General features: G+C 73.7%; 18 protein-coding genes. 9 read left to right on the plus strand and 9 right to left on the minus strand.

What is annotated here, in order from left to right:
* Positions 1-31 precede the first annotated feature (31 nt).
* Positions 32-1,435, minus strand: coding sequence for a short-chain fatty acyl-CoA regulator family protein (locus IG74_RS0103270; protein ID WP_030669234.1), 1,404 nt, complete (start codon positions 1,433-1,435; stop codon positions 32-34).
* A gap of 463 nt (positions 1,436-1,898) precedes the next feature.
* Between IG74_RS0103270 and aceA the strand changes: the two genes are divergently transcribed.
* From aceA to IG74_RS0103285, 3 genes are all read left to right on the plus strand, one after another.
* Entirely contained in the window at positions 1,899-3,179 is a 1,281-nt protein-coding gene (aceA, locus tag IG74_RS0103275) for an isocitrate lyase (protein WP_030669236.1), read from the plus strand.
* Positions 3,180-3,260: 81 nt separating this feature from the next.
* Positions 3,261-4,856 carry a malate synthase A gene (aceB, locus tag IG74_RS0103280; protein ID WP_030669238.1) on the plus strand — a complete coding sequence of 532 codons (1,596 nt, stop codon included), beginning with the start codon at positions 3,261-3,263 and terminating at the stop codon, positions 4,854-4,856.
* Positions 4,853-5,722, plus strand: coding sequence for a 3-hydroxybutyryl-CoA dehydrogenase (locus IG74_RS0103285; RefSeq protein WP_030669240.1), 870 nt, complete (start codon positions 4,853-4,855; stop codon positions 5,720-5,722). The genes aceB and IG74_RS0103285 overlap by 4 nt, the downstream gene beginning before the upstream one ends.
* 62 nt (positions 5,723-5,784) lie before the next feature.
* On the opposite strand, the gene IG74_RS0103290 is transcribed toward IG74_RS0103285, so the two are convergent.
* The gene (locus tag IG74_RS0103290; RefSeq protein ID WP_030669241.1) at positions 5,785-6,156 is read right to left on the minus strand and encodes a hypothetical protein; all 372 of its coding nucleotides are present in this window, start codon (positions 6,154-6,156) and stop codon (positions 5,785-5,787) included.
* 107 nt (positions 6,157-6,263) lie between these two features.
* On the opposite strand from IG74_RS0103290, the gene IG74_RS45470 reads away from it, so the two are divergent.
* Positions 6,264-7,361, plus strand: a complete 1,098-nt coding sequence (locus IG74_RS45470; protein ID WP_030669242.1) for a DUF2332 domain-containing protein — start codon at positions 6,264-6,266, stop codon at positions 7,359-7,361.
* On the opposite strand, the gene IG74_RS0103300 is transcribed toward IG74_RS45470, so the two are convergent.
* A complete protein-coding gene (locus IG74_RS0103300) occupies positions 7,358-8,161 on the minus strand; it encodes an aminotransferase class IV family protein (RefSeq protein ID WP_030669254.1) in 804 nt (267 codons plus the stop codon). The genes IG74_RS45470 and IG74_RS0103300 overlap by 4 nt on opposite strands.
* Positions 8,162-8,266: 105 nt before the next feature.
* On the opposite strand from IG74_RS0103300, the gene IG74_RS0103305 reads away from it, so the two are divergent.
* Positions 8,267-8,611, plus strand: a complete 345-nt coding sequence (locus tag IG74_RS0103305) for a MerR family transcriptional regulator (RefSeq protein ID WP_030669257.1) — start codon at positions 8,267-8,269, stop codon at positions 8,609-8,611.
* Positions 8,612-8,627: 16 nt separating this feature from the next.
* On the opposite strand, the gene IG74_RS0103310 is transcribed toward IG74_RS0103305, so the two are convergent.
* Together IG74_RS0103310 and IG74_RS0103315 are read right to left on the minus strand one after the other, a co-directional pair.
* On the minus strand, positions 8,628-9,485 hold the full coding sequence (locus IG74_RS0103310) for a class I SAM-dependent methyltransferase (protein WP_030669270.1): 858 nt from the start codon (positions 9,483-9,485) through the stop codon (positions 8,628-8,630).
* Between the two features lie 66 nt (positions 9,486-9,551).
* Positions 9,552-10,928 (minus strand): serine hydrolase domain-containing protein, encoded by a 1,377-nt coding sequence (locus IG74_RS0103315; protein WP_030669274.1) that lies wholly within the window; start codon positions 10,926-10,928, stop codon positions 9,552-9,554.
* Between the two features lie 104 nt (positions 10,929-11,032).
* Here IG74_RS0103315 and IG74_RS0103320 point away from each other — a divergent pair, with 104 nt between their 5' ends.
* Entirely contained in the window at positions 11,033-11,728 is a 696-nt protein-coding gene (locus IG74_RS0103320) for a TetR/AcrR family transcriptional regulator C-terminal domain-containing protein (protein WP_030669277.1), read from the plus strand.
* 16 nt (positions 11,729-11,744) lie between these two features.
* Here the strand turns inward: IG74_RS0103320 and IG74_RS51860 are convergent, their stop codons facing one another.
* The gene (locus IG74_RS51860; RefSeq protein ID WP_158857401.1) at positions 11,745-11,912 is read right to left on the minus strand and encodes a hypothetical protein; all 168 of its coding nucleotides are present in this window, start codon (positions 11,910-11,912) and stop codon (positions 11,745-11,747) included.
* A gap of 41 nt (positions 11,913-11,953) precedes the next feature.
* Between IG74_RS51860 and IG74_RS51865 the strand changes: the two genes are divergently transcribed.
* From IG74_RS51865 to IG74_RS0103335, 3 genes are all read left to right on the plus strand, one after another.
* A complete protein-coding gene (locus IG74_RS51865; protein ID WP_158857403.1) occupies positions 11,954-12,199 on the plus strand; it encodes a hypothetical protein in 246 nt (81 codons plus the stop codon).
* Between the two features lie 93 nt (positions 12,200-12,292).
* Positions 12,293-13,735, plus strand: a complete 1,443-nt coding sequence (locus IG74_RS0103330; protein WP_030669281.1) for an MFS transporter — start codon at positions 12,293-12,295, stop codon at positions 13,733-13,735.
* On the plus strand, positions 13,735-14,184 hold the full coding sequence (locus IG74_RS0103335) for a MarR family winged helix-turn-helix transcriptional regulator (RefSeq protein WP_051854495.1): 450 nt from the start codon (positions 13,735-13,737) through the stop codon (positions 14,182-14,184). Before IG74_RS0103330 ends, IG74_RS0103335 begins: the two co-directional genes overlap by 1 nt.
* A 34-nt stretch (positions 14,185-14,218) precedes the next feature.
* Here the strand turns inward: IG74_RS0103335 and IG74_RS0103340 are convergent, their stop codons facing one another.
* From IG74_RS0103340 to IG74_RS0103350, 3 genes are all read right to left on the minus strand, one after another.
* The gene (locus IG74_RS0103340; RefSeq protein WP_158857405.1) at positions 14,219-15,319 is read right to left on the minus strand and encodes a YncE family protein; all 1,101 of its coding nucleotides are present in this window, start codon (positions 15,317-15,319) and stop codon (positions 14,219-14,221) included.
* Between the two features lie 76 nt (positions 15,320-15,395).
* Entirely contained in the window at positions 15,396-17,369 is a 1,974-nt protein-coding gene (locus IG74_RS0103345; RefSeq protein ID WP_030669290.1) for a hypothetical protein, read from the minus strand.
* Positions 17,370-17,483: 114 nt separating this feature from the next.
* Positions 17,484-18,437 (minus strand): LysR family transcriptional regulator, encoded by a 954-nt coding sequence (locus IG74_RS0103350; protein WP_030669293.1) that lies wholly within the window; start codon positions 18,435-18,437, stop codon positions 17,484-17,486.
* Positions 18,438-18,461: the final 24 nt, after the last annotated feature.

An 18,461-nucleotide genomic window follows, 5' to 3' on the forward strand; every position in this document is an offset into this window, starting at 1 on the left:
CCTCGTCAGGAAGTGTGTACGGACGGGGCGTTCAGCGCTGCTCGTCGGCCACCGGATAGGGGACGAACGTGCTGCTGTGCTGGTCGATGCGCAGGGAGCGGCCGAGCGGGGGTGCCGCGCGCTGGGGGCAGTCGAGGCGTTCGCAGACGCGGCAGCCCATGCCGATGGGGGTGACCGCGGTGTCGCTTTCGAGGTCGAGCCCTTCGGAGTAGACGACCCGGTGGGCGTGGCGGATCTCGCAGCCGAGGCCGATGGCGTACGTCCTGCCGGGCTCGCCCCAGCCGCCGCGGTGCCGGGTGATCGCCCTGGCGGTCCACAAGTAGCGCTGCCCGTCGGGCATTTCGGCGACCTGGACGTGGATGCGGCCGGGCGCGGCGAAGGCCTCGTAGACGTTCCACAGCGGGCAGGTGCCGCCGGCCCGGGAGAAGTGGAAGGCGGTGGCGGACTGGCGCTTGGACATGTTGCCCGCGCGGTCGACGCGGACGAAGGAGAACGGGACGCCGCGGAGCCGGGGCCGCTGCAGGGTGCTCAGGCGGTGGCAGACGGTCTCGTAGCCGAGGCCGTAGCGGTCGGTGAGGCGTTCGATGTCGTAGCGGGCCTCCTCGGCCGCCTCGTGGAAGGCGGCGTACGGCAGGATCACGGCGGCGGCGAAGTAGTGGGCGATGCCGATCCGGGCCAGGGTGTGGGCGGGTGAGCCGGGCGTGAAGTCGTCGGCGGCCTGCCCGTCGAGTCCGTCGCCGTATTCGAGCAGGGCGAGCTGGGTGGCCATGCGGAAGGCGCGCTGGCCGGGCCGCAGCCGGGTGGAGAGGTGGAGGGTCCGGGTCGCCGCGTCGTAGTGGTGCAGATGGCCGCCGGCCCCGGCCGACAGGCGAACGCCGTGGGTGTCGGAGAGTCGGGCCGCCAGGGCTCGCAGGACCTCGCCGGGCCGGATGCCGATCTCCTCGGCGAGGCGCTCGGCGGCGAGGTCGGTGTCGTGCAGGTAGTTCTGGCGGCGGTAGAAGAAGTCGCGGATCTCCTCGTGGGGCGAGCGGGGCGCCTCGGCGGCGGCGCGCCCTTCGGCGGCCCCGGCGACGCGCTCGGACAGGAGCTGGTTGCGGCGGCCGAGGTCGAGGAGCACCCGCGCCACCTCCGGCATGCGGGTGGCGAGTTCGGCGAGGTCGGAGGTGGAGACCCGGGACGCGCCGATCTCCGCGGTCAGCGCCTCGCGCAGATCCGCGACCAGGCGGGTCGTGTCGCGCTCGGAGAAGAAGCCCGGGTCGACGCCGAAGGTCTCGGTGACCCGGAGCAGGACGGGGACGGTCAGCGGCCGGGAGTCGTGCTCCATCTGGTTCAGATAGCTCGGCGAGATGCCCAGGACGCGCGCGAGTTCCGCCTGGCTGAGGCGGCGCTCCTCGCGGAGCCTGCGCAGTCGTGCTCCCGCGTAGGTCTTGCTCACCGCGCGCTCCTCCGTGTCCGGGACGGATGGGATCGAGCCCCGGCCTGGTCCGGGGTCCGGGGTCCGGGGTCCGGGGTCCGGGGTCCGGGGTCCGGGGTCCGGGCCAGCGTAGGCGAAACGGCGCCCGTCGCACCCTTCGCAAGCTTGGCAATCCGGAGCGGGAAGATGCGCAGAACTTGGCACGCCTCCATCATTGATGGCACTCAGTGCCAGTGCCAGAGTCTCAGTGCGGCCCGCCGGACCCGGCAGGCGCCGCCCGGCACCGGGACTCAATTCACCGCCCTGACAGCGGAGTTCCCGATATCGGCGGCGGCTCGTACCGGCAGCGTTGCTCACCTTCGCCCCACCGGGGTGACGGCGGGCCGCGCCTTCCGAACGTGCTTGATGAGACACGCAGTGCCAATCCCGGGCCGAGTGCGCGACGGAGTTGGCAGACGCCACAACCGAGGAGACGGTGACAGTCATGGCAGAGGCGAGGACGCAGGCGGCCGAGGAGCTCGCGCGGCGCTGGGCCACCGACCCGAGGTGGCGGGGCATCGAGCGCACGTACAGCGCCGAGGACGTGATCCGGCTCTCCGGCAGCGTGCGCGAGGAGCACACCCTGGCCCGGCGCGGCGCCGAGCGGCTGTGGCGCCAGCTCCACGAGCGCGACTACGTGCACGCGCTCGGCGCGCTGACCGGCGGGCAGGCCGTGCAGCAGGTCAAGGCCGGGCTCCAGGCGATCTACCTGTCCGGCTGGCAGGTCGCCGCCGACGCCAACCAGGCCGGTCACACCTACCCGGACCAGAGCCTGTACCCCGCCAACTCCGTTCCCCAGGTGGTGCGCCGGATCAACAACGCGCTGCTGCGCGCCGACCAGATCGCCACCTCCGAGGGCGACACCTCCGTGGACTGGCTCGCGCCGGTCGTCGCCGACGCCGAGGCGGGCTTCGGCGGTCCGCTCAACGCCTTCGAGCTGACCAAGGCGATGATCGCCGCCGGTGCCGCGGGCATCCACTACGAGGACCAGCTCGCCTCCGAGAAGAAGTGCGGCCACCTTGGCGGGAAGGTCCTCGTGCCCACCGCCCAGCACGTCCGCACCCTCAACGCGGCACGCCTCGCCGCCGACATCGCCGACGTCCCGACGCTCGTCGTCGCCCGCACGGACGCGCTCGCCGCCAATCTGCTCACCAGCGACGTCGACGAGCGCGACGCCGAGTTCGTCACCGGCGAGCGCACCGCGGAGGGCTTCTACCGCGTCCGCAACGGCATGGCGGCCGTCATCGCCCGCGGCCTGGCCTACGCCCCGTACGCCGATCTCCTCTGGGTCGAGACCGGAACGCCCGACCTGGCCCAGGCCCGCGAGTTCGCCGAGGCCGTCCACGCCCGCCACCCGGACCAGATGCTGGCGTACAACTGCTCGCCGTCCTTCAACTGGAAGGCCGCGCTCGACGACGACCAGATCGCCAAGTTCCAGCGCGAGCTGGGCGCGATGGGCTACCGGTTCCAGTTCATCACCCTGGCCGGGTTCCACTCCCTCAACCACGGGATGTTCGACCTCGCCCGCGGCTACGCCGAGCACGGCATGACGGCGTACGTGGACCTCCAGGAGCGGGAGTTCGCCGCCCAGGAGCACGGCTTCACCGCGGTCCGGCACCAGCGCGAGGTCGGCACCGGCTACTTCGACCTGGTCTCCACCGCCGTCAATCCGGCCTCCTCCACCACCGCGCTCGCGGGCTCCACCGAGGAGGAGCAATTCCACTAGGCGCCCCGCGGACCGGCGCCGGGCGCCCGGCGCCGGTCCGCAGCTCGGCTCGGGAGAGTCCGTCCAGTACCGGAGAGTCCAATGACCACCAGCACCCTCACCCATGACGTCCGCGTCCGCGCGCCCTTCGGCGAGCGCCACGACGAGATCCTCACGCCCGCCGCACTGGACTTCGTCGGCCGCCTCGCCGCCGCGTTCGGCCAGCGGCGGCAGGAGCTGCTCAAGGAGCGCCGCCGCCAGGCCCTGCGCCTGGCCGGCGGCTCCCCGCTCGACTTCCCCCTGGCCACCACCGCCGTCCGCGCCGACCCGACGTGGCGCGTGGCACCGCCCGCCCCGGGCCTCACCGACCGCCGCGTCGAGATCACCGGCCCGCCCGAACGCCGCGCGGCCGTCGACGCCCTCAACTCCGGTGCGCGGGTGTGGACAGCGGACTTCGCGGACGCCACATCCCCCACCTGGGACAACATCGTCGGCGGCCAGCTCGTCCTGCGTGACGTGGTCGAGCGGCGCATCGGCTTCGCCACGGCCGACGACGGCAAGGAGTACCGGCTCGCCGGGCGGCCCGCCACCCTCGTGGTCCGGCCGCGCGGCCTGCACCTGGACGAGGCGCACCTGGAGTACGCGGGCCGGTCCGTGCCCGCCGCGCTCGTCGACTTCGGCCTGTACTTCTTCCACTGCGCGCGGCCGCAGCTCGACGCGGGCCACGGCCCGTACTTCTCCCTGCCCAAGCTGGAGAACCGCTACGAGGCCCGGCTGTGGAACGACGTGTTCCTGCTCGCCCAGGAACTCCTCGGCATCCCCCGGGGGACGGTCCGCGCCACCGTCCTGATCGAGACGATCACCGCCGCGTTCGAGATGGAGGAGATCCTCTACGAACTGCGCGAGCACGCGGCCGGGCTCAACGCGGGCCGCTCGGACCATCTGTTCAGCCTGATCAAGACGTTCGGCCACCGCCCCGACTTCCTGCTGCCCGACCGCGCCGAGGTCACCATGACCGCCCCGTTCCTGCGGGCGTACACCGATCTCCTGGTGCGCACCTGTCACCGGCGGGGCGCCCACGCCGTCGGCGGCATGGCGGCCCAGGTGCCGGACCGGGATCCGGCCGCCCGGGAGGCGGCCCTCGCCACCGTGCGCCTCGACAAGGAGCGGGAGGCCGAGGGCGGCTTCGACGGCTCCCGGGTCGCCCACCCCGGGCTCGTGTCCACGTGCCGCGCGGTGTTCGACGGCGTCCTCGGCGAGCGGCCGCACCAGATCGACCGCACGCGAGACGACGTGGCGGTCACCGCCGCCGACCTGCTCTCGGTGCGGCGCGTCAGCGGACCGCCCACGCCGGAGGGCGTGCGCACCAACATCGCTGTGGCGCTGCGGTACTTCGCCGCCTGGCTGCGCGGCCGGGGCGCCGTCGCCCTGTACGGCCTCATGGAGGACACGGCCACCGCCGAGCTCGCCCGGACGCAGGTCTGGCAGTGGCTGCGGCACCAGGTGATCGACAAGGAGACGGTGCTCCGGCTCCTCGACGACGAGGTCGCCGCGCTCGGCGGCGCGTACCCGTGGGCTCCCCTCGACGAGGTCCGCGCGCTCTTCGAACGGACCGCGCTGTCCGTCGAGTTGCCGCAGTTCTTCACTCCGGACGCGTACGCGCGGCACCTGGTGCGGCGGACGGGGGCCGGGGCGTGAGCGGGGGCGTCCGGCGCGTCGGCGTGGTCGGCGGCGGGCAGATGGGGGCGGGCATCGCCGAGGTGTGCGCGCGGGCGGGCCTGGACACGGTGGTCTGCGAGGTGGACGCGGTCGCGGCCCGCGCCGCCCGGGACCGGGTCGCGGCGTCGCTCGACCGCGCGGTGCGGCGCGGCAAGCTGGAGCGCACGGCGGCGCGTGACGCGCTCGACCGCACGGTGTTCACCGGCAGCCTGGAGGACCTGGCCGACCGGCAGCTGGTCGTCGAGGCCGTCGTGGAGAACCCGGACGCCAAGACCGAGGTCTTCGCCGCCCTCGACAAGATCGTCGAGGATCCGGCCGCCGTCCTCGCCACCAACACCTCGTCCCTGCCGGTCACGCGGCTCGGCATGGCGACCGCTCGTGCGGACCGGGTCGTGGGCCTGCACTTCTTCAACCCCGTACCCGTGCTGCCGCTGGTGGAGGTCGTGACCTCGCTGCACACCTCCGCCGCGACGGTCGCCGCGGCCGAGGACTTCGCGGCCCGCGCGCTCGGCAAGACGGTGATCCGCTCCAAGGACCGGGCGGGCTTCGTCGTCAACGCGCTGCTCATCCCCTATCTGCTGGCCGCGGTGCGGATGGCGGAGTCCGGCTTCGCCACGGCCGCGGACATCGACGCGGGCATGGAGCTGGGCTGCGCCCACCCCATGGGCCCGCTGAAGCTCGCGGACCTGATCGGCCTGGACACCGTGGCCTCGATCGCGGAGTCCCTCTACGACGAGTTCCGCGAGCCGCTGTACGCGCCGCCGCCGCTGCTCCAGCGCATGGTGGAGGCGGGCCTCCTCGGCCGGAAGTCCGGCCGCGGCTTCCACGTCCACGAGCGGGGCTGAGGAGGGCCCGCACGGTCGGCGCGGCCGCTCAGGCGGAGGTCTCCGCTCGGGCGGAGACCTCCCTAGGTCGGCTTGATCTCGCCCGCGAAGACGATGATCTGGTCGATGAGGCTGCGGCGGAGGTGGACGACGTCCGTGCCCGCGAGCCGTGGGCCCTCGTCGGGTGTGGTGAACACCCACTGGTATCGCGCCCATTCGTCCGGCATGTCCACCGCCGAGCAGCGCACCATCGTGCCGGTGCCCGCCGGGTGCCTCCGGATGTCGAGGACGAACCGCTCGACCGCCTCGATCCCCTCGCTGCGGCCCAACGGCCCCCAGAACACCACGTCCGAGGTCAGGGCCTGGGCCAGCAGCGTGGTCACGTAACTGTCGTTCGAGGCGTTGAACGCGGAGATGAACGTGTCGATCGCGGACCGCGCGGTCTCTTCCTGCATGCACCAGTCATACCAGGCGCCTCCCGGAACGCGCCCGGGTGCCGACGTCATCGGACGCGGCGGCACCCGGTCCCCCTACGAGCGGCTTCGGCAGCTACTGTCGCGGGATGCCAGGACCGACCGCAGGAAGCGCCGTTCCCGGAGGGAAGGCCCGCACGCTCGCCCGGACGTACCGGCGCTTCGGCGAGGTCGAGGCCGCCGGGACGTCGCCGCTGTACGAGCGCGTCGCCCTCGCCCTGAGCGAGTCCGACGCGGCGCTGCGCGCCATCGGGGAGGCACCGGCGCGCAAGCGGCACCCCCGGGTGATCCTCGCCGCGCTGTACGACCTCGCCCTCGCCGGACGCGCTCCGGCGCTGGCCGCGGCCTATGCCGCGGCGGACGCCGACGCCGCCGCCCGCGCGGCGATCGACACGCTGCTGCACATGACCGACGCCGTCGTGGCCACCGCCGTACGCCGACGGACGCGGACCGACGAGGCCGGGCGCTGCGGCGTGCTGTACCCGGCCGTCGCGGAGGCGGCGCGCCGGGCGGGCGCGGACGCGGTCGGCCTGATCGACGTGGGCTGTTCGGCCGGGCTCAATCTCAACGTCGATCGCGTGGGCATCACGTACAGCGACGGCACCTCGCTGGGCGACCCGTCGTCTCCCGTGCAGCTGTCGCCGTCCGTCGTGGGCGGCCGGCCGGTCCCCGCCTCGGCGATGCCCGAGGTGGTCGCCCGCGTCGGCGTCGACCTCGATCCGTTCGACGTGACCGACGCGGATGACGCCCGCTGGTTGCGTGCCTGCCTGGGGCCGGATCAGCCGGAGCGGATCGCCCGGCTCGCGGCGGAGATGGCGTTGGCGGCGACGGCTCCTCCGCTGCTGCTGCGCGGCGACGCCGTCGACGTGCTGCCCGAGGCCGTCGCCGCGGTGCCCGCCGGTGCCCTCCCCGTCGTCACCACGACGTGGGCGCTGTCGGACTTCCCGGTGGAGAGCCGCCTGCGCTTCCTCCACCGCCTGCACGCGGCGGCGGTCGGCCGGGCGGTGGCGTGGGTGTCGGTGGAAGGGGTCGGAGTCGCACCGGCGGCCCCGACCCTCGGCGACCGCCCCGCCTCCGGCCACAGCGTCATCGGCCTGACCGTGTTCCGCCACTCGACCCTCCACGCCGAGGCCCTGGGCCGCTGCTGGTCGCGGGGGCGCCTGCTGTCCTGGCTGGCGGCTCCCTAGGGACGCACCAGCGGCTCCGCCTCGTACGCCTTGTGCAGCAGGTCCAGGAAGTCCGGGGCCTCGGGGAGCGGGGTGGAGCCGATGCGATGGACCGGGACGCCGGGGGTCCAGGAGTTCATGACGACGGCCCCGGACAGCGACGGCAGGTCGGCGGGGGTGACCTCCCGCTCGTGCTGCGGGACGCCGAGGCGCTCCAGTTGGCGGCGGACGATGCTCATGGTGGTGCCCGTGAGGACGTCGGCGACGGGCCAGACCACGGCGGAGCCGTCCCAGAAGGCCAGGTTCCAGATGGTCGCCTCGCTGAGCCGGCCCCTGCGGTCGACGAAGGCGGCGTCGTCGAAGCCCTCGGCGACGGCCTGCCGCAGGAGGTGCGTCTTGGCGACCTCGCCCACGTGCTTCACGGCGGGGAGGTCCCGCTCGTGCTCGACGGCGGCGAGGGACAGCGGGTCTGCGGGGCCGGAGGACGCCGGTCCCGTGCGGACGAGGACGGCGGGCTCCGCGTCCGGCCCGGCGGCGGTGAACTCGCCCGCCCGCGAGTACAGCGTCGCCGTCAGCGAGTGGTTATCGGGACCGGCCTCGATCGCCGTCCGCAGCAGGGCGCGCACCCGGTCGTCGGGCAGCGCGCGGCCGAAGAGCTGCTCGGAGGCGAGCCGCAGTCGCCGCAGGTGGAGGTCGAGTCCGCGCACCCGGCCGGCGCGCACCTGCGCGGCGGTGAAGTGGGCGAAGCCCGCGAAGGCGAGCGGCGCCAGCTCTTCGGCGGTGGCCGGGCGGCCGTCGAGGTGGGTGACGAACGAGGTCATGCCGTGCTCCCGTGACGTGGATCGCCAGGCGTGGAATGCCTGGTCACGGGGTGACGTTAAGCCTTCACATCGGTGACAAGGTCAAGGCGGACAGGGCGGGAGCGGATGCTGATCGGGGAGTTGTCCCGGCGTACCGGGGTCAGCACGAGGCTGTTGCGGTACTACGAGGCCCAGGGCCTCCTTGAGGTGGAGCGCGGCTCCAACGGCTATCGCGAGTACGCCGAGGACGCGGTCGTGACCGTCCGCAAGGTGCGGGCCCTGCTCGACGCGGGTCTGACCACCGAGGTGATCCGCGTGGTGCTGCCCTGCACCCGGGGCGAGCAGCCAGGGTTCGACTGGTGCGCGGATCTGCGGGCGCTCCTGGACCGGGAGTTGGCGGTCATGGACGAGCGCATCGACGACCTCCGGCGCAGCCGTGGTGCGCTCGCGGGCTATTTGGAGCAGCCCTGAGCCCCGCCCCCGCGGGTCAGGTGGTGGCCAGCAGGAGGTCCTCTCCGGTCGACGGGCGGAGGCCGTCGGCGCGGCCCGCGAAGTAGCGCTCGGCGAGGGCGCCGCCGGAGATGTGCCGGGCGTCCCTGAAGCCGACCTGACAGGCCAGTTCGAGCAGGTCCTGCGGGGCGTAGAAGCTGATGAACGGCGTGCCGGACGCCCGCGCGCCCGCCGCGCTCGCCGCCAGGCCGGGCCGGTCGGACGCGTCGACGAGCTCGGTCGGCAGCATGAAGGTCATGGCGAGCGTGGAGCCGGGGGCGAGCCCGGCGATCTCGCGCAGGGTGGCGGTGGTGGTGTCCTTCGTGAGGTACATGCTGACGCCGGTGGAGACGACGACCGCAGGTCGCCCGGGGTCGAACCCGGCGGCGGCGAGGCGTTCGGGCCAGGACTCGCCGGACTCGAAGTCGACGGGCACCAGGTGCAGCCGGTCGGGGATGCCGTAGCCGAGTTCGGCCAGGCGGCGGCGCTTCCAGGCCTGGGTGCCGGGCTTGTCGACCTCGAAGACGTGCAGCCGCGAGGCGAGTTCCGGCTCGCGCTGGGCGAAGGTGTCCAGGCCTGCCCCGAGGATGACGTACTGGGTGACGCCGCGGTCGGCCTGCTCGGCGACGAGGTCCTCGACGAAGCGGGCGCGGGCGACGATGGCCGCGCGGAAGCCGCGGGTGGTCCGCGGGTCCATGTCCGGCCGCTCGCGCCAGCCGTCGTCGGGGGCCGCGAGCCGCAGGCCGACCTCGTCCTTCACCACGTGCGGCGGCGCGTCGGCCTCAAGGTGCAGCGCCCGCCAGAGGGCCGTGCGCACCGCGGTGTTGTCCGGCGTCCCGGTCTGCTCGGCTGTCATGGTGCGCCTTCTCCTTCTGGGTTCGGTTCCCGGCCGGGGCCCGGAGGCCCCACAGCCGTCCGCCGGTCAGGGCTCCTGTCGCACCCGGTTGAAGAGGCGGCCGCCGAGGTCGATGCCGGTGATCGTGTCGTGGGGGTCGCGGGAGAAGTAGCCGCGCTCGCCCTTGAGGCCGCCTTCCAGGACGACGTATTCGTCGCCGTCGCCGGGGAGGAAGGCGATGGCCGCGGGCGGGTAGCCGGGGGGCATCTCCTCGTCCGAGGCCTCGCGGATCTCCGGCTTGATCTCGACGGCCAGGGTGAGGCGGGTGCCGTCGGTGGCGACGTCGACGTTCATGGCGTCGATGTCGTAGCGGCCGGTGACCTGCCGGGCCAGCGTCTCGTCGTACGGGACCGGCTCCGGCTCCTTCTCGACGACGCCGAGGTAGTGCTCCAGGGCCCACTTCACCACGGACTGGTTGCAGGTGTAGCCGTCCGGGCCGAGGTTCGACAGGGCGACCACCGCGAAGTTCCGCTCCGGCACGATGAGCAGCTCGGCGAACTGCCCGGTGCCCGAGCCGCCGTGCCCGATCGCCTGGACGCCGTCCAGGTCGTGCAGGAACCAGCAGATGCCGAAGCCGTCGCCGAGCGAGCTGGAGCGCAGCTCGACCGTCCGCTCCCGCATCCGGTGCAGCGCATCGGCGGGCAACACGCCCTCGCCGTCGCCGAGTTGGAACCGGGCCCAGCGCAGCAGGTCGCTCGCCGACGAGGCGATGCCGCCGCCGGGGTTGTCGGCCCGGGCGCCCTCTTTGAAGGCTCCCCACGGCCGGGCGGGCCGCAGCGCGCCGTCGTCGTCGCGGTTGTAGCCGACCGCGAACTTGCGGACCATCACCTCGGCCAGGCCGTACACGGTGTCCGAGAGGCCGACGGGATCCAGCACGAGCGAGGCCACGGCCTGCTCGAAGGGAAGGTCCGTGACCTTCTCGATGATCCGCCCGACCAGGTTGTACCCGGCCTGGCTGTACGAGGCGCGGGTGCCGGGCGGCGCGATCAGGGGCAGTTCGTGCAGCTTCGCCACGAGCCCGGCCAGGGAGCGGTCGCCCCGGCCGTCGTCGATGAGGTTCCAGTCCAGGCCCGCGGTGTGGTTGAGCAGGTTCAGGACGGTGATCCGGCGCGCCGCGTCCTCGTCGGCGAGCCGCAGCTCGGGGACGTAGCGCCGCACCGGCGCGTCCAGGTCGACCTTCCCCTCGGCGACCAGGCGCATCAGCGCGGTCGCGGTGAACGTCTTGGACACCGACGCCAGGTGGAACAGCGTCTTCTCGTCGACCGGCGTCGGGTTGCCGAGGCTCGTCACCCCGTGCGAGGCGAAGATCTCCTCGCCGTCCACCAGGACCCCGACGGACACCCCGGGCACCCCGAACTCCGTGGCCCGCGCCTCGACGGCTTCCGCCAGCTGCTGCTGCGACATCGCTCCCCCTTCGAGCACTTGAACTAAGTACGAGTGCAGCGTAGACCGCCACTTGAACTAAGTGCAAGGGCAGGCATGAACTAAGTGCAAGTAGGGTGGTGGCCATGCCGCGAGACACGCTCACCGCAGACCGGATCGTCCGTGCGGCCATCGAGCTGCTGGACGACGAGGGCCTGGACGGCCTGAACATGCGCAGCCTGGCCGGACGGCTCGGCTCGGCCGCCACCGCCGTCTACTGGCACATCAAGACCAAGGACGAGCTGGTCCGGCTCGCCAGCGACGCGGTCTGGCTGGAGGTCGAGCTGCCCGACCTCGACGCCACGGACTGGCGCACGGCCGCCGCCGCCCAGGCCACCGCCATGCACGCGATGCTCACCCGGCACCCCTGGCTCGGCCAGGCGTTCGGCAGCCACCTCATGCACGGCCCCGGCCAGGCGCGCTTCGACGACCTCAGCCTCGCCGTCTACGAGAAGGCGGGCTTCAGCCCCGCCGACGCGGACCGGGCCGCCGCCACGGTGTTCATCTTCGTCCTCGGCAGCGCGCTCGGCCCCGCCGCGGAGGTCTCCCTCAAGCGCCGCCTCGGCAAGAACGGGGCGAACGCCGAGCAGTTGATGGCCGACGCCATGACCCAGGCCGCCGAGGTCGCCGAGGCGTACCCGCGGCTGCGCGCCCGCCTCGGCACGGTCTCCGCCGAGCAGTACGCCGCAGCGCCCGACGACAGCTTCGCGTTCGGCCTGCGGGCCATCCTCGACGGCTTCGAGGCCCGGCTCTCCGCGGAGCGTTCGCTCCAGGCGGAGTAGCGCGGGGGTCCGGCTCTCAGCCGGTGCCCCCGCCGCCGGTCGGGCGGCCCTCCACGGCCAGTGCGAGCACCGCCGTCGGCTCCGCGCGCGTGCCGCGGCGGAAGTGCTGCTCGAAGGTCTCGTTGCCGATGGCGGTGCGTACGGTCCGCCAGCACCGCTCGCGGACCTGGCGGAGTTCGGGCATGCCCCGCTGACTATGTCCGACCGCGCGCCAGAGGGGCGCGCGTGCCGTGCGGCGCGTACGGGCCGGTCCCGACCCAGGGCGACCAGCGACAGCTGGTAGTCGCAGTACGCGCGCGTCGCGGCGAGCCGCTGCTCCGCCCGGCCGAAGCGGGTGGCGTCCTCCAGGCACCGGACGCCGAAGCCCCACTGGGCACGGGCGCGGGCGAGGCACTCCCCCACCGGCAGGGCGAGGAGCCGCTCCAACTGCGCGCGGGCCTCGTGGAGATGGCCGCAGCAGGTCCGACGTGACACCACCGCGCCGGGACGGCCGCGCGACAGCCCCGCCCATTTACTTGTATGCTCACAATGATTTCACTAACACAAGTAAATCGGAGCTCCGTCATGCCGGACGCCATCCCTCGACGGCCCTGGCTCGTGCTCGCCATCTGCTGCATGAGCCTGCTGATCGTCAGCCTCGACAACACGATCCTGAACGTCGCCCTGCCCTCCGTCCAGCGGGACCTGCACACTTCGGTGTCCGGCCTGCAGTGGACGGTCGACGCCTACACCCTGGTCCTCGCAAGCCTGTTGATGTTCTCCGGGTCGACCGCCGACCGCGTCGGCCGCCGCCGGGTCTTCCAGGTGGGGCTCGTCGTCTTCACCGCGGCGTCCCTGCTGTGCAGCCTCGCCCCCGGGCTCGGCTGGCTCGTCGTCGCGCGGATCCTCCAGGCCGTCGGCGGCTCGATGCTGAACCCCGTCGCCATGTCGATCATCACCAACACCTTCACCGACGCCCGGCAGCGCGCCCGCGCCATCGGCGTGTGGAGCGCCGTCGTGGGCGTCAGCATGGCCGCGGGGCCGATCGTCGGCGGAGCCCTGGTGGAGTCGATCGGCTGGCGGTCGATCTTCTGGCTCAACGTGCCGATCGGCCTGGCCGCGCTGTCCCTGACCCGGCGGTACGTCCCGGAGTCACGGGCGTCGCGGGCCCGCCGGGCGGATCCGTTCGGCCAGGTCCTCATCGCCGTGCTCCTCGCCGCGCTCACGTACGCGATCATCGAGTCGCCCCACCTCGGCTGGGCCTCGCCCCTCGTCGTCGGCTGCGCGGCCGCGGCGCTGTGCGCGCTCCTCGGTCTGCTCTGGTACGAGCCGCGGCGCAGCGACCCCCTCATCGACCTGCGCTTCTTCCGCTCCGCACCGTTCTCGGGAGCCATCGCGATCGCGGTGGTCACGTTCGCCGCCCTCGGCGGCTTCCTGTTCGTCAGCTCCTTGTACCTGCAGAACGTGCGGCAGTACGACGCCCTGCACGCCGGGCTCTTCATGCTGCCCATGGCGGTCATGGCGATGCTGGCCGCGCCGGTGTCAGGCCGCCTCGTGGCCTCGCGGGGGCCGCGCACTCCGCTGCTGCTCGCGGGGGCGGCGCTGTGCGCGAGCGCCGTGCTCCAGGCGCTCACCTACTCCGAGCGTCTTCCGGTGGCCGTGCTCGTCGTCGCGTATCTGCTCTTCGGTACGGGCTTCGGCCTGGTCAACGCGCCCATCACCAACACCGCGGTGTCGGGGATGCCCCGCGAGCAGGCGGGGGTCGCGGCGGCCGTGGCCTCCACCAGCCGGCAGATCGGCCAGACCTTCGGGGTGGCCGTCATCGGCGCCCTCATGGCCGGTGCGGCCCGCACGGACACGGCGTCCTTCATCGACGCGGGCCGGACCGCGTGGTGGATCGTCGCCGGCTGCGGTGCCGCCGTGCTGATCATGGGTACGCTCACTACCGGCCGCTGGGGCCGGGCGACGGCGCGGCGCACAGCGCGGCAGTTCGCCGCGGAGGAGAGCAAGGAGCCACTGAACGTCTGATGGAGCACCACGCCGACAAGGCCCCCGCGGGGGACGACGACATCGCCAGGGCGGCAGCCCGTGCCTGGCAGGGGCTGAACACGCTCCTGCTGGAGCGCTACCAGCTCCGCAAGGCCGTCTCCGAGGCCCTCGGCATGAGCTTCAGCCGCGTCCGGGCGCTGCGCCGCCTCGCCCCGGGCCCGATCAGCCTGCGCGAACTGGCCGAGCGGATGGGCTCGGACCCGCCCTACACCACGGTCATCGTCGACGACCTGGTGCGGCGGGGCCTGGCCGAGCGCATCACCAACCCCACCGACCGCCGCTCCAAGCTGGTCCACCTCACCGACGACGGGCAGGCGAAGGCCGACCTCGCCATCTCCATCCTCACCACCCCGCCCGACGACTTGCTCGCCCTGCCCCGCGAGGACATCGAGGCGCTCGACCGCATCGTGGCGAAGCTCCTGGACTGAGCATCCCCGGCGGGGCGTTCCCCGGCGGGCCCGCTCAGAAGGCGACGATCTGGAGGTACACGCCGGGGTCGTCGGCGTAGTTGGTGCCGGTGATGTACAGCGTCTCGCCGTCGGGGCCCACGGTCAGGCCCGACGCCCGTTCCACCGCGAAGCCGGTGACCGTCTCGTCGGTGACCTGGGTGTGGGTGGCCGTGTCGTAGGACAGCACCTTCGGCGCGGTCCTGTGGTCGTCCACGAGCACGTGGAAGCGGGTGCCGTCCCGGCTCACGGCCGGGCTCAGGACGGGTGAGAAGTCCGACCGGAAGTCGATGGTGGTCCGGACGCGGTCACGGGTGAGGTCGACCACGGCGGCGCGACCGTCCGGCTTGCTCAGCGCGTACAGGCGGCGGCCGTCGGGGGTGAGCGCCAGTTCGTCGGCGAAGCCGGTGGCCGCGATGGTGCGCACCACCTTCGGGACGCCCGTCGAGGTGTCCAGGTGGACCAGGCCGGCGTCGCCGCTGACGTATGCGTCCCTGCCGTTCGGCCGTACGACGATGTCGCGCGGGCTCTCGCCGGGCAGCGGCACGGTGGCGGTGAACGCGCGCCGCGCCGTGGAGAACACGAGGAGCCGGGAGGGGCCCGCGCTCGGGCCGTTGTCGTGCGGCCCGCTCTGGTCCAGGTAGACCGTCGTCCCGTCCGGGCTGATGGCCATGCGCGAGAGCGACCCCGGCCGGGTGCCCGGGGGCCGCGGCTGGTCGGGGACGGGGATGCTGGCGCGCAGGGTGTCGCTGGCCGTGTCGAACACGTTGAGGGTGCCTTCGGTGACCAGGTAGATGAGCCTGCCGCGGGCGCCGAACACCATGGGCCCGGCCCACCGTCCGGTGCTCGTGGGCACCTCCGCGGCGATCTCCCCGGTCTGGGTGTCGACGACGTACAGCTTGGTGCCGGTGGCCTCGTTCGCGCCGACGTACGCCGTGGTGCCGTCCGCGCTGACCAGCGGCGCACGCGCGGACGTGGCCGTCGGCAGGGGAATCAGGTGCTCGACGCCCGGGACCGGGTCCGGGTGCGCGACGGCGACGCCTCCGCCGGTGCACATCAGCACCCCGGCGGCCAACAGCGAGGCAAGCCAACGGGCTCTGGAACCAAGGGACTTCATGTCACCCTCCCCCACGGACACACCGCGTCCTCGCGATGGCGGGGCCAGGCTACGCCGACACGCCCGGTCGGACACCCTAGGGTTTCCGGGGTCCGCCCACCGCCCGCAGGTTCGCGCCGTCCTTGGTGCGGCCGCGTACGGAGAGGGTCGCGTCCTCGGGGGCGCGGACGGCGAGGGTGGTGCCGTTCTCGGTGGCGCGGGCGTCTCCGGTGACGGTGAGCTCACGGATGTCCCTGCTGCCCGCCGCCAGCAGATAGCGGCGCCCGGAGGCCGTCGTCCAGTCGGTCCTCGCCACGATGTGCTGGCCGAAGCGGCTGCAGGCGGCGGTGGACCGGTCGCGGGCCACGAGGCGGGCGGGGCTTGTGGCGGAGCGCGCGGGCGGGCGCAGGTGCACCTGGATGTCGCCGGGCCCGGCCCATGTGGCGGCACGGGTGCAGGACCAGACGGCGCGGCCGCCGCGCTCGGGCAGGTCCTGCTCCGCGAAGTCCCACAGGTTCACCGCGCGGACGCCGTGGTCGCGCAGCCCGCGCAGGTCGCACGCAGTGCGGGCCCAGGCCGCGAGCGCGGCGGGGCCCGTGGCCTCGCGCGGCTGCCGCGCGGGGGCGCCGGTGTGCGGGGACGGGGTGTAGGTGAGGTGGGCGGGGGCGAGTCCGCCGAGGTCGGTGACGAGGAAGGCGTGCTTCTCCACGATCCGTACGGACGACCGGAGTTGGAGCACCGGCAAGCCTGCGCAGGCGCCGCCGGACGCGGGCGCGGCGACGGGGTCCGTGACGCCGTCCTTCGTGGTGGGCAGGGGGCGGCCGGGGGTGTCGGGGCGCAGCAGGTCCCGGGTCTGCGCGTCGGCGATCCAGGGCGCGGTGAGATAGCGCACGGTTCCGTCGTGGCGTGCGACGACGAGGGCGGCTGCGGTGGTGACTCCGGCGTCGTCGGTGCGGGCGACCTCCAGGGCCGGGCGGCCGGAGGAGGTGAGGGGTTCGCTGTACCGCACGACGCGGTCGCTGTCGTGGAGCAGGACCACGGCCCGGCCGTCGACGTCGCCCGCGTACAGCAGTTGGGCACCGCGCGTGGGCGGCACCAGGTCGGTGGCCCTCGCCCTCGTCACCGGGGTGCCGGGAGGTGGCGCGGCCCAGGTGTCCAGGGCCCGGGCGAGCAGCGCGCCGTCGTCCGTGCGCCCGCCCCTGGCGGGCCAGGCGGTGAAGTCGACGCGGGCGGTGTCGGCCCAGCTTTCGGAGGCGGTGCGGACGAGCTGGGCGGGGGTGACCTGCGCCGCCCGTACCGGGCGTGCCTGCGGGTCGTCGGGCGGGCCCGTCGGCGAGGAGGAGACGGTGAGGACCGTGCCGCACGCCGTCACCGCCGCGACGAGACCCGCGAGCCGTACGCGGCGCCTGCGGCGCAGCAGGTCGGTGGGCCGGGTGCGGACGGAGCAGGCGTCGAACTCCGCGGACCGCAGCAGGGTCCGCGCGTCGGCTCCCGCGGGTGCGCGCAGGTCCTCGGCGGCGGCCAGGGCCGCGTCCGGGTCCTCCTCCCCCGCGGCCAGGAGCAGTTCGCGTACGCGCTCGTCCGGCATGTCGTCGACGCAGCGCAGCGCGAGGACGGCGCGCGCGGCGGGCGGGGCTTGGGCGAGCGCCCGGCTGAGCGCGATCTCCTCGGCGCCGCCCGCGTGCGGGGAGAGCCGCAGCCCCCATACCACCGGGAGGCGGGGGCGGAGTGCGCGCGGCGGTGGCACGCGTGCGGGCCAGCCACGCGGGCGCCGGTCGTAGGCGAGCGCCGACCGCAGGACGCGGGCGCGCAGCCAGTCCTCTTCGGCGGCCGTGCCGTCAGTGCGCTGCCGGGGCAGGAGCCCGCCCGCGGGTACGCGCGGCAGGTGCGGCAGCGCGCGCTGCACCAGCGCCTGTGCGGCAAGTACCTTGCGGTGCCTGCCGAGTTCGGGCGGGAGGGTGAGGTAGGCCAGGCGCACCAGGTGTGCGTACCGGTCGACCAGTGCGGCCTCGGTCCGTTCCAGGGTGCCCCTGGAGGGTGGTGCCGCCGTACGTCGCCGTGCTGAGGACATTGATCACAAAGCCTTCCAACGGCTGTAGCCGAGCGGTTGTCACCCCCCTTCCAACGAGTGAATCTTGGGATGGTCACCACGGCGTTCACCTGGGGGGCGGGGCTCAGTAGGTGATCACGGAGCAGTCGGCTGCGGTCCGCCGGGGTGCGTGGCATCGGCCCGGCGGCCCACCGCCGCTCGCGCCGCGGCCACGAACGCGGCGATCGCCGGATGGCTGCCGCCGCCCGCGCGGAAGGCGACCTTCGACCTGCGGAACAGCGGGAGTTCGGTCAGCAGCACGCCCGCGGGGCCGTGTGCCGTGGCCGTCTCCGGGACGAATCCGGCTCCCTGCCCGGCGGCGGCCAGGGCGAGGACCGTACGGAAGTCGTTGACCTGGTGGCGGATCCTCGGCTGGAACCCGGCCGCCTGGCAGGCGCGCACGGCCATGGCGTGTCCGGTGGTGCCGTCCCGCGCGGTGATCCACGGGACCTCGGCACAGGGCCCGAGCAGCTCCGCGAGCGTCGCGCCGCGGCCGGTGCCCCGGGCCGTGGCGCGGGCGTCGCCCATGACGAGGTACATCGGCTCGTCCACCAGGGGGATCTCGTCGACCGTGGAGTCCGGTGACGCCGGTACGAAGTCGTAGTCGTGGACGAGGGCCACGTCGAGTTCACCGGCCCGCAGGCCGTCGGAGACGCGCGCGGAGTCGATCTCCCGCACCATCGGTTCCAGCGCGGGGTGGTGGCGGGCAAGCTCGGCGAGCGCCGCGGGCACGATGGTGTGCCCGCCGGAGGGGAAGGTCCCGATGCGCAGCGGCCCGCCGACGCCCTCGCGGGCGCTGGCCAGCTCGGAGACGGCCAGTTCGAGGCGTTGCAGGACGGCGTCGGCGTGGGTGACGAGGGTCCGGCCCGCGGGGGTGAGCACCACCCGCCTGCCGCTGCGTTCCAGCAGGGGCACGCCCGCCTCGCGTTCCAGCACGCCCAGTTGCTGGGAGACGGCGGACGCGGTGAAGGTCAGCGCCTCGGCCACGGCGGCGATGGTGCCCCGCCGGTCCAGTTCGCGCAGCAGGTGGAGACGGCGTACATCAAGCATAAGTTCAGCTTAGGCATAGGGATA

The sequence above is a fragment of the Streptomyces sp. NRRL B-1347 genome (genome assembly GCF_000720325.1).
In the GTDB taxonomy this organism is placed as follows: domain Bacteria; phylum Actinomycetota; class Actinomycetes; order Streptomycetales; family Streptomycetaceae; genus Streptomyces.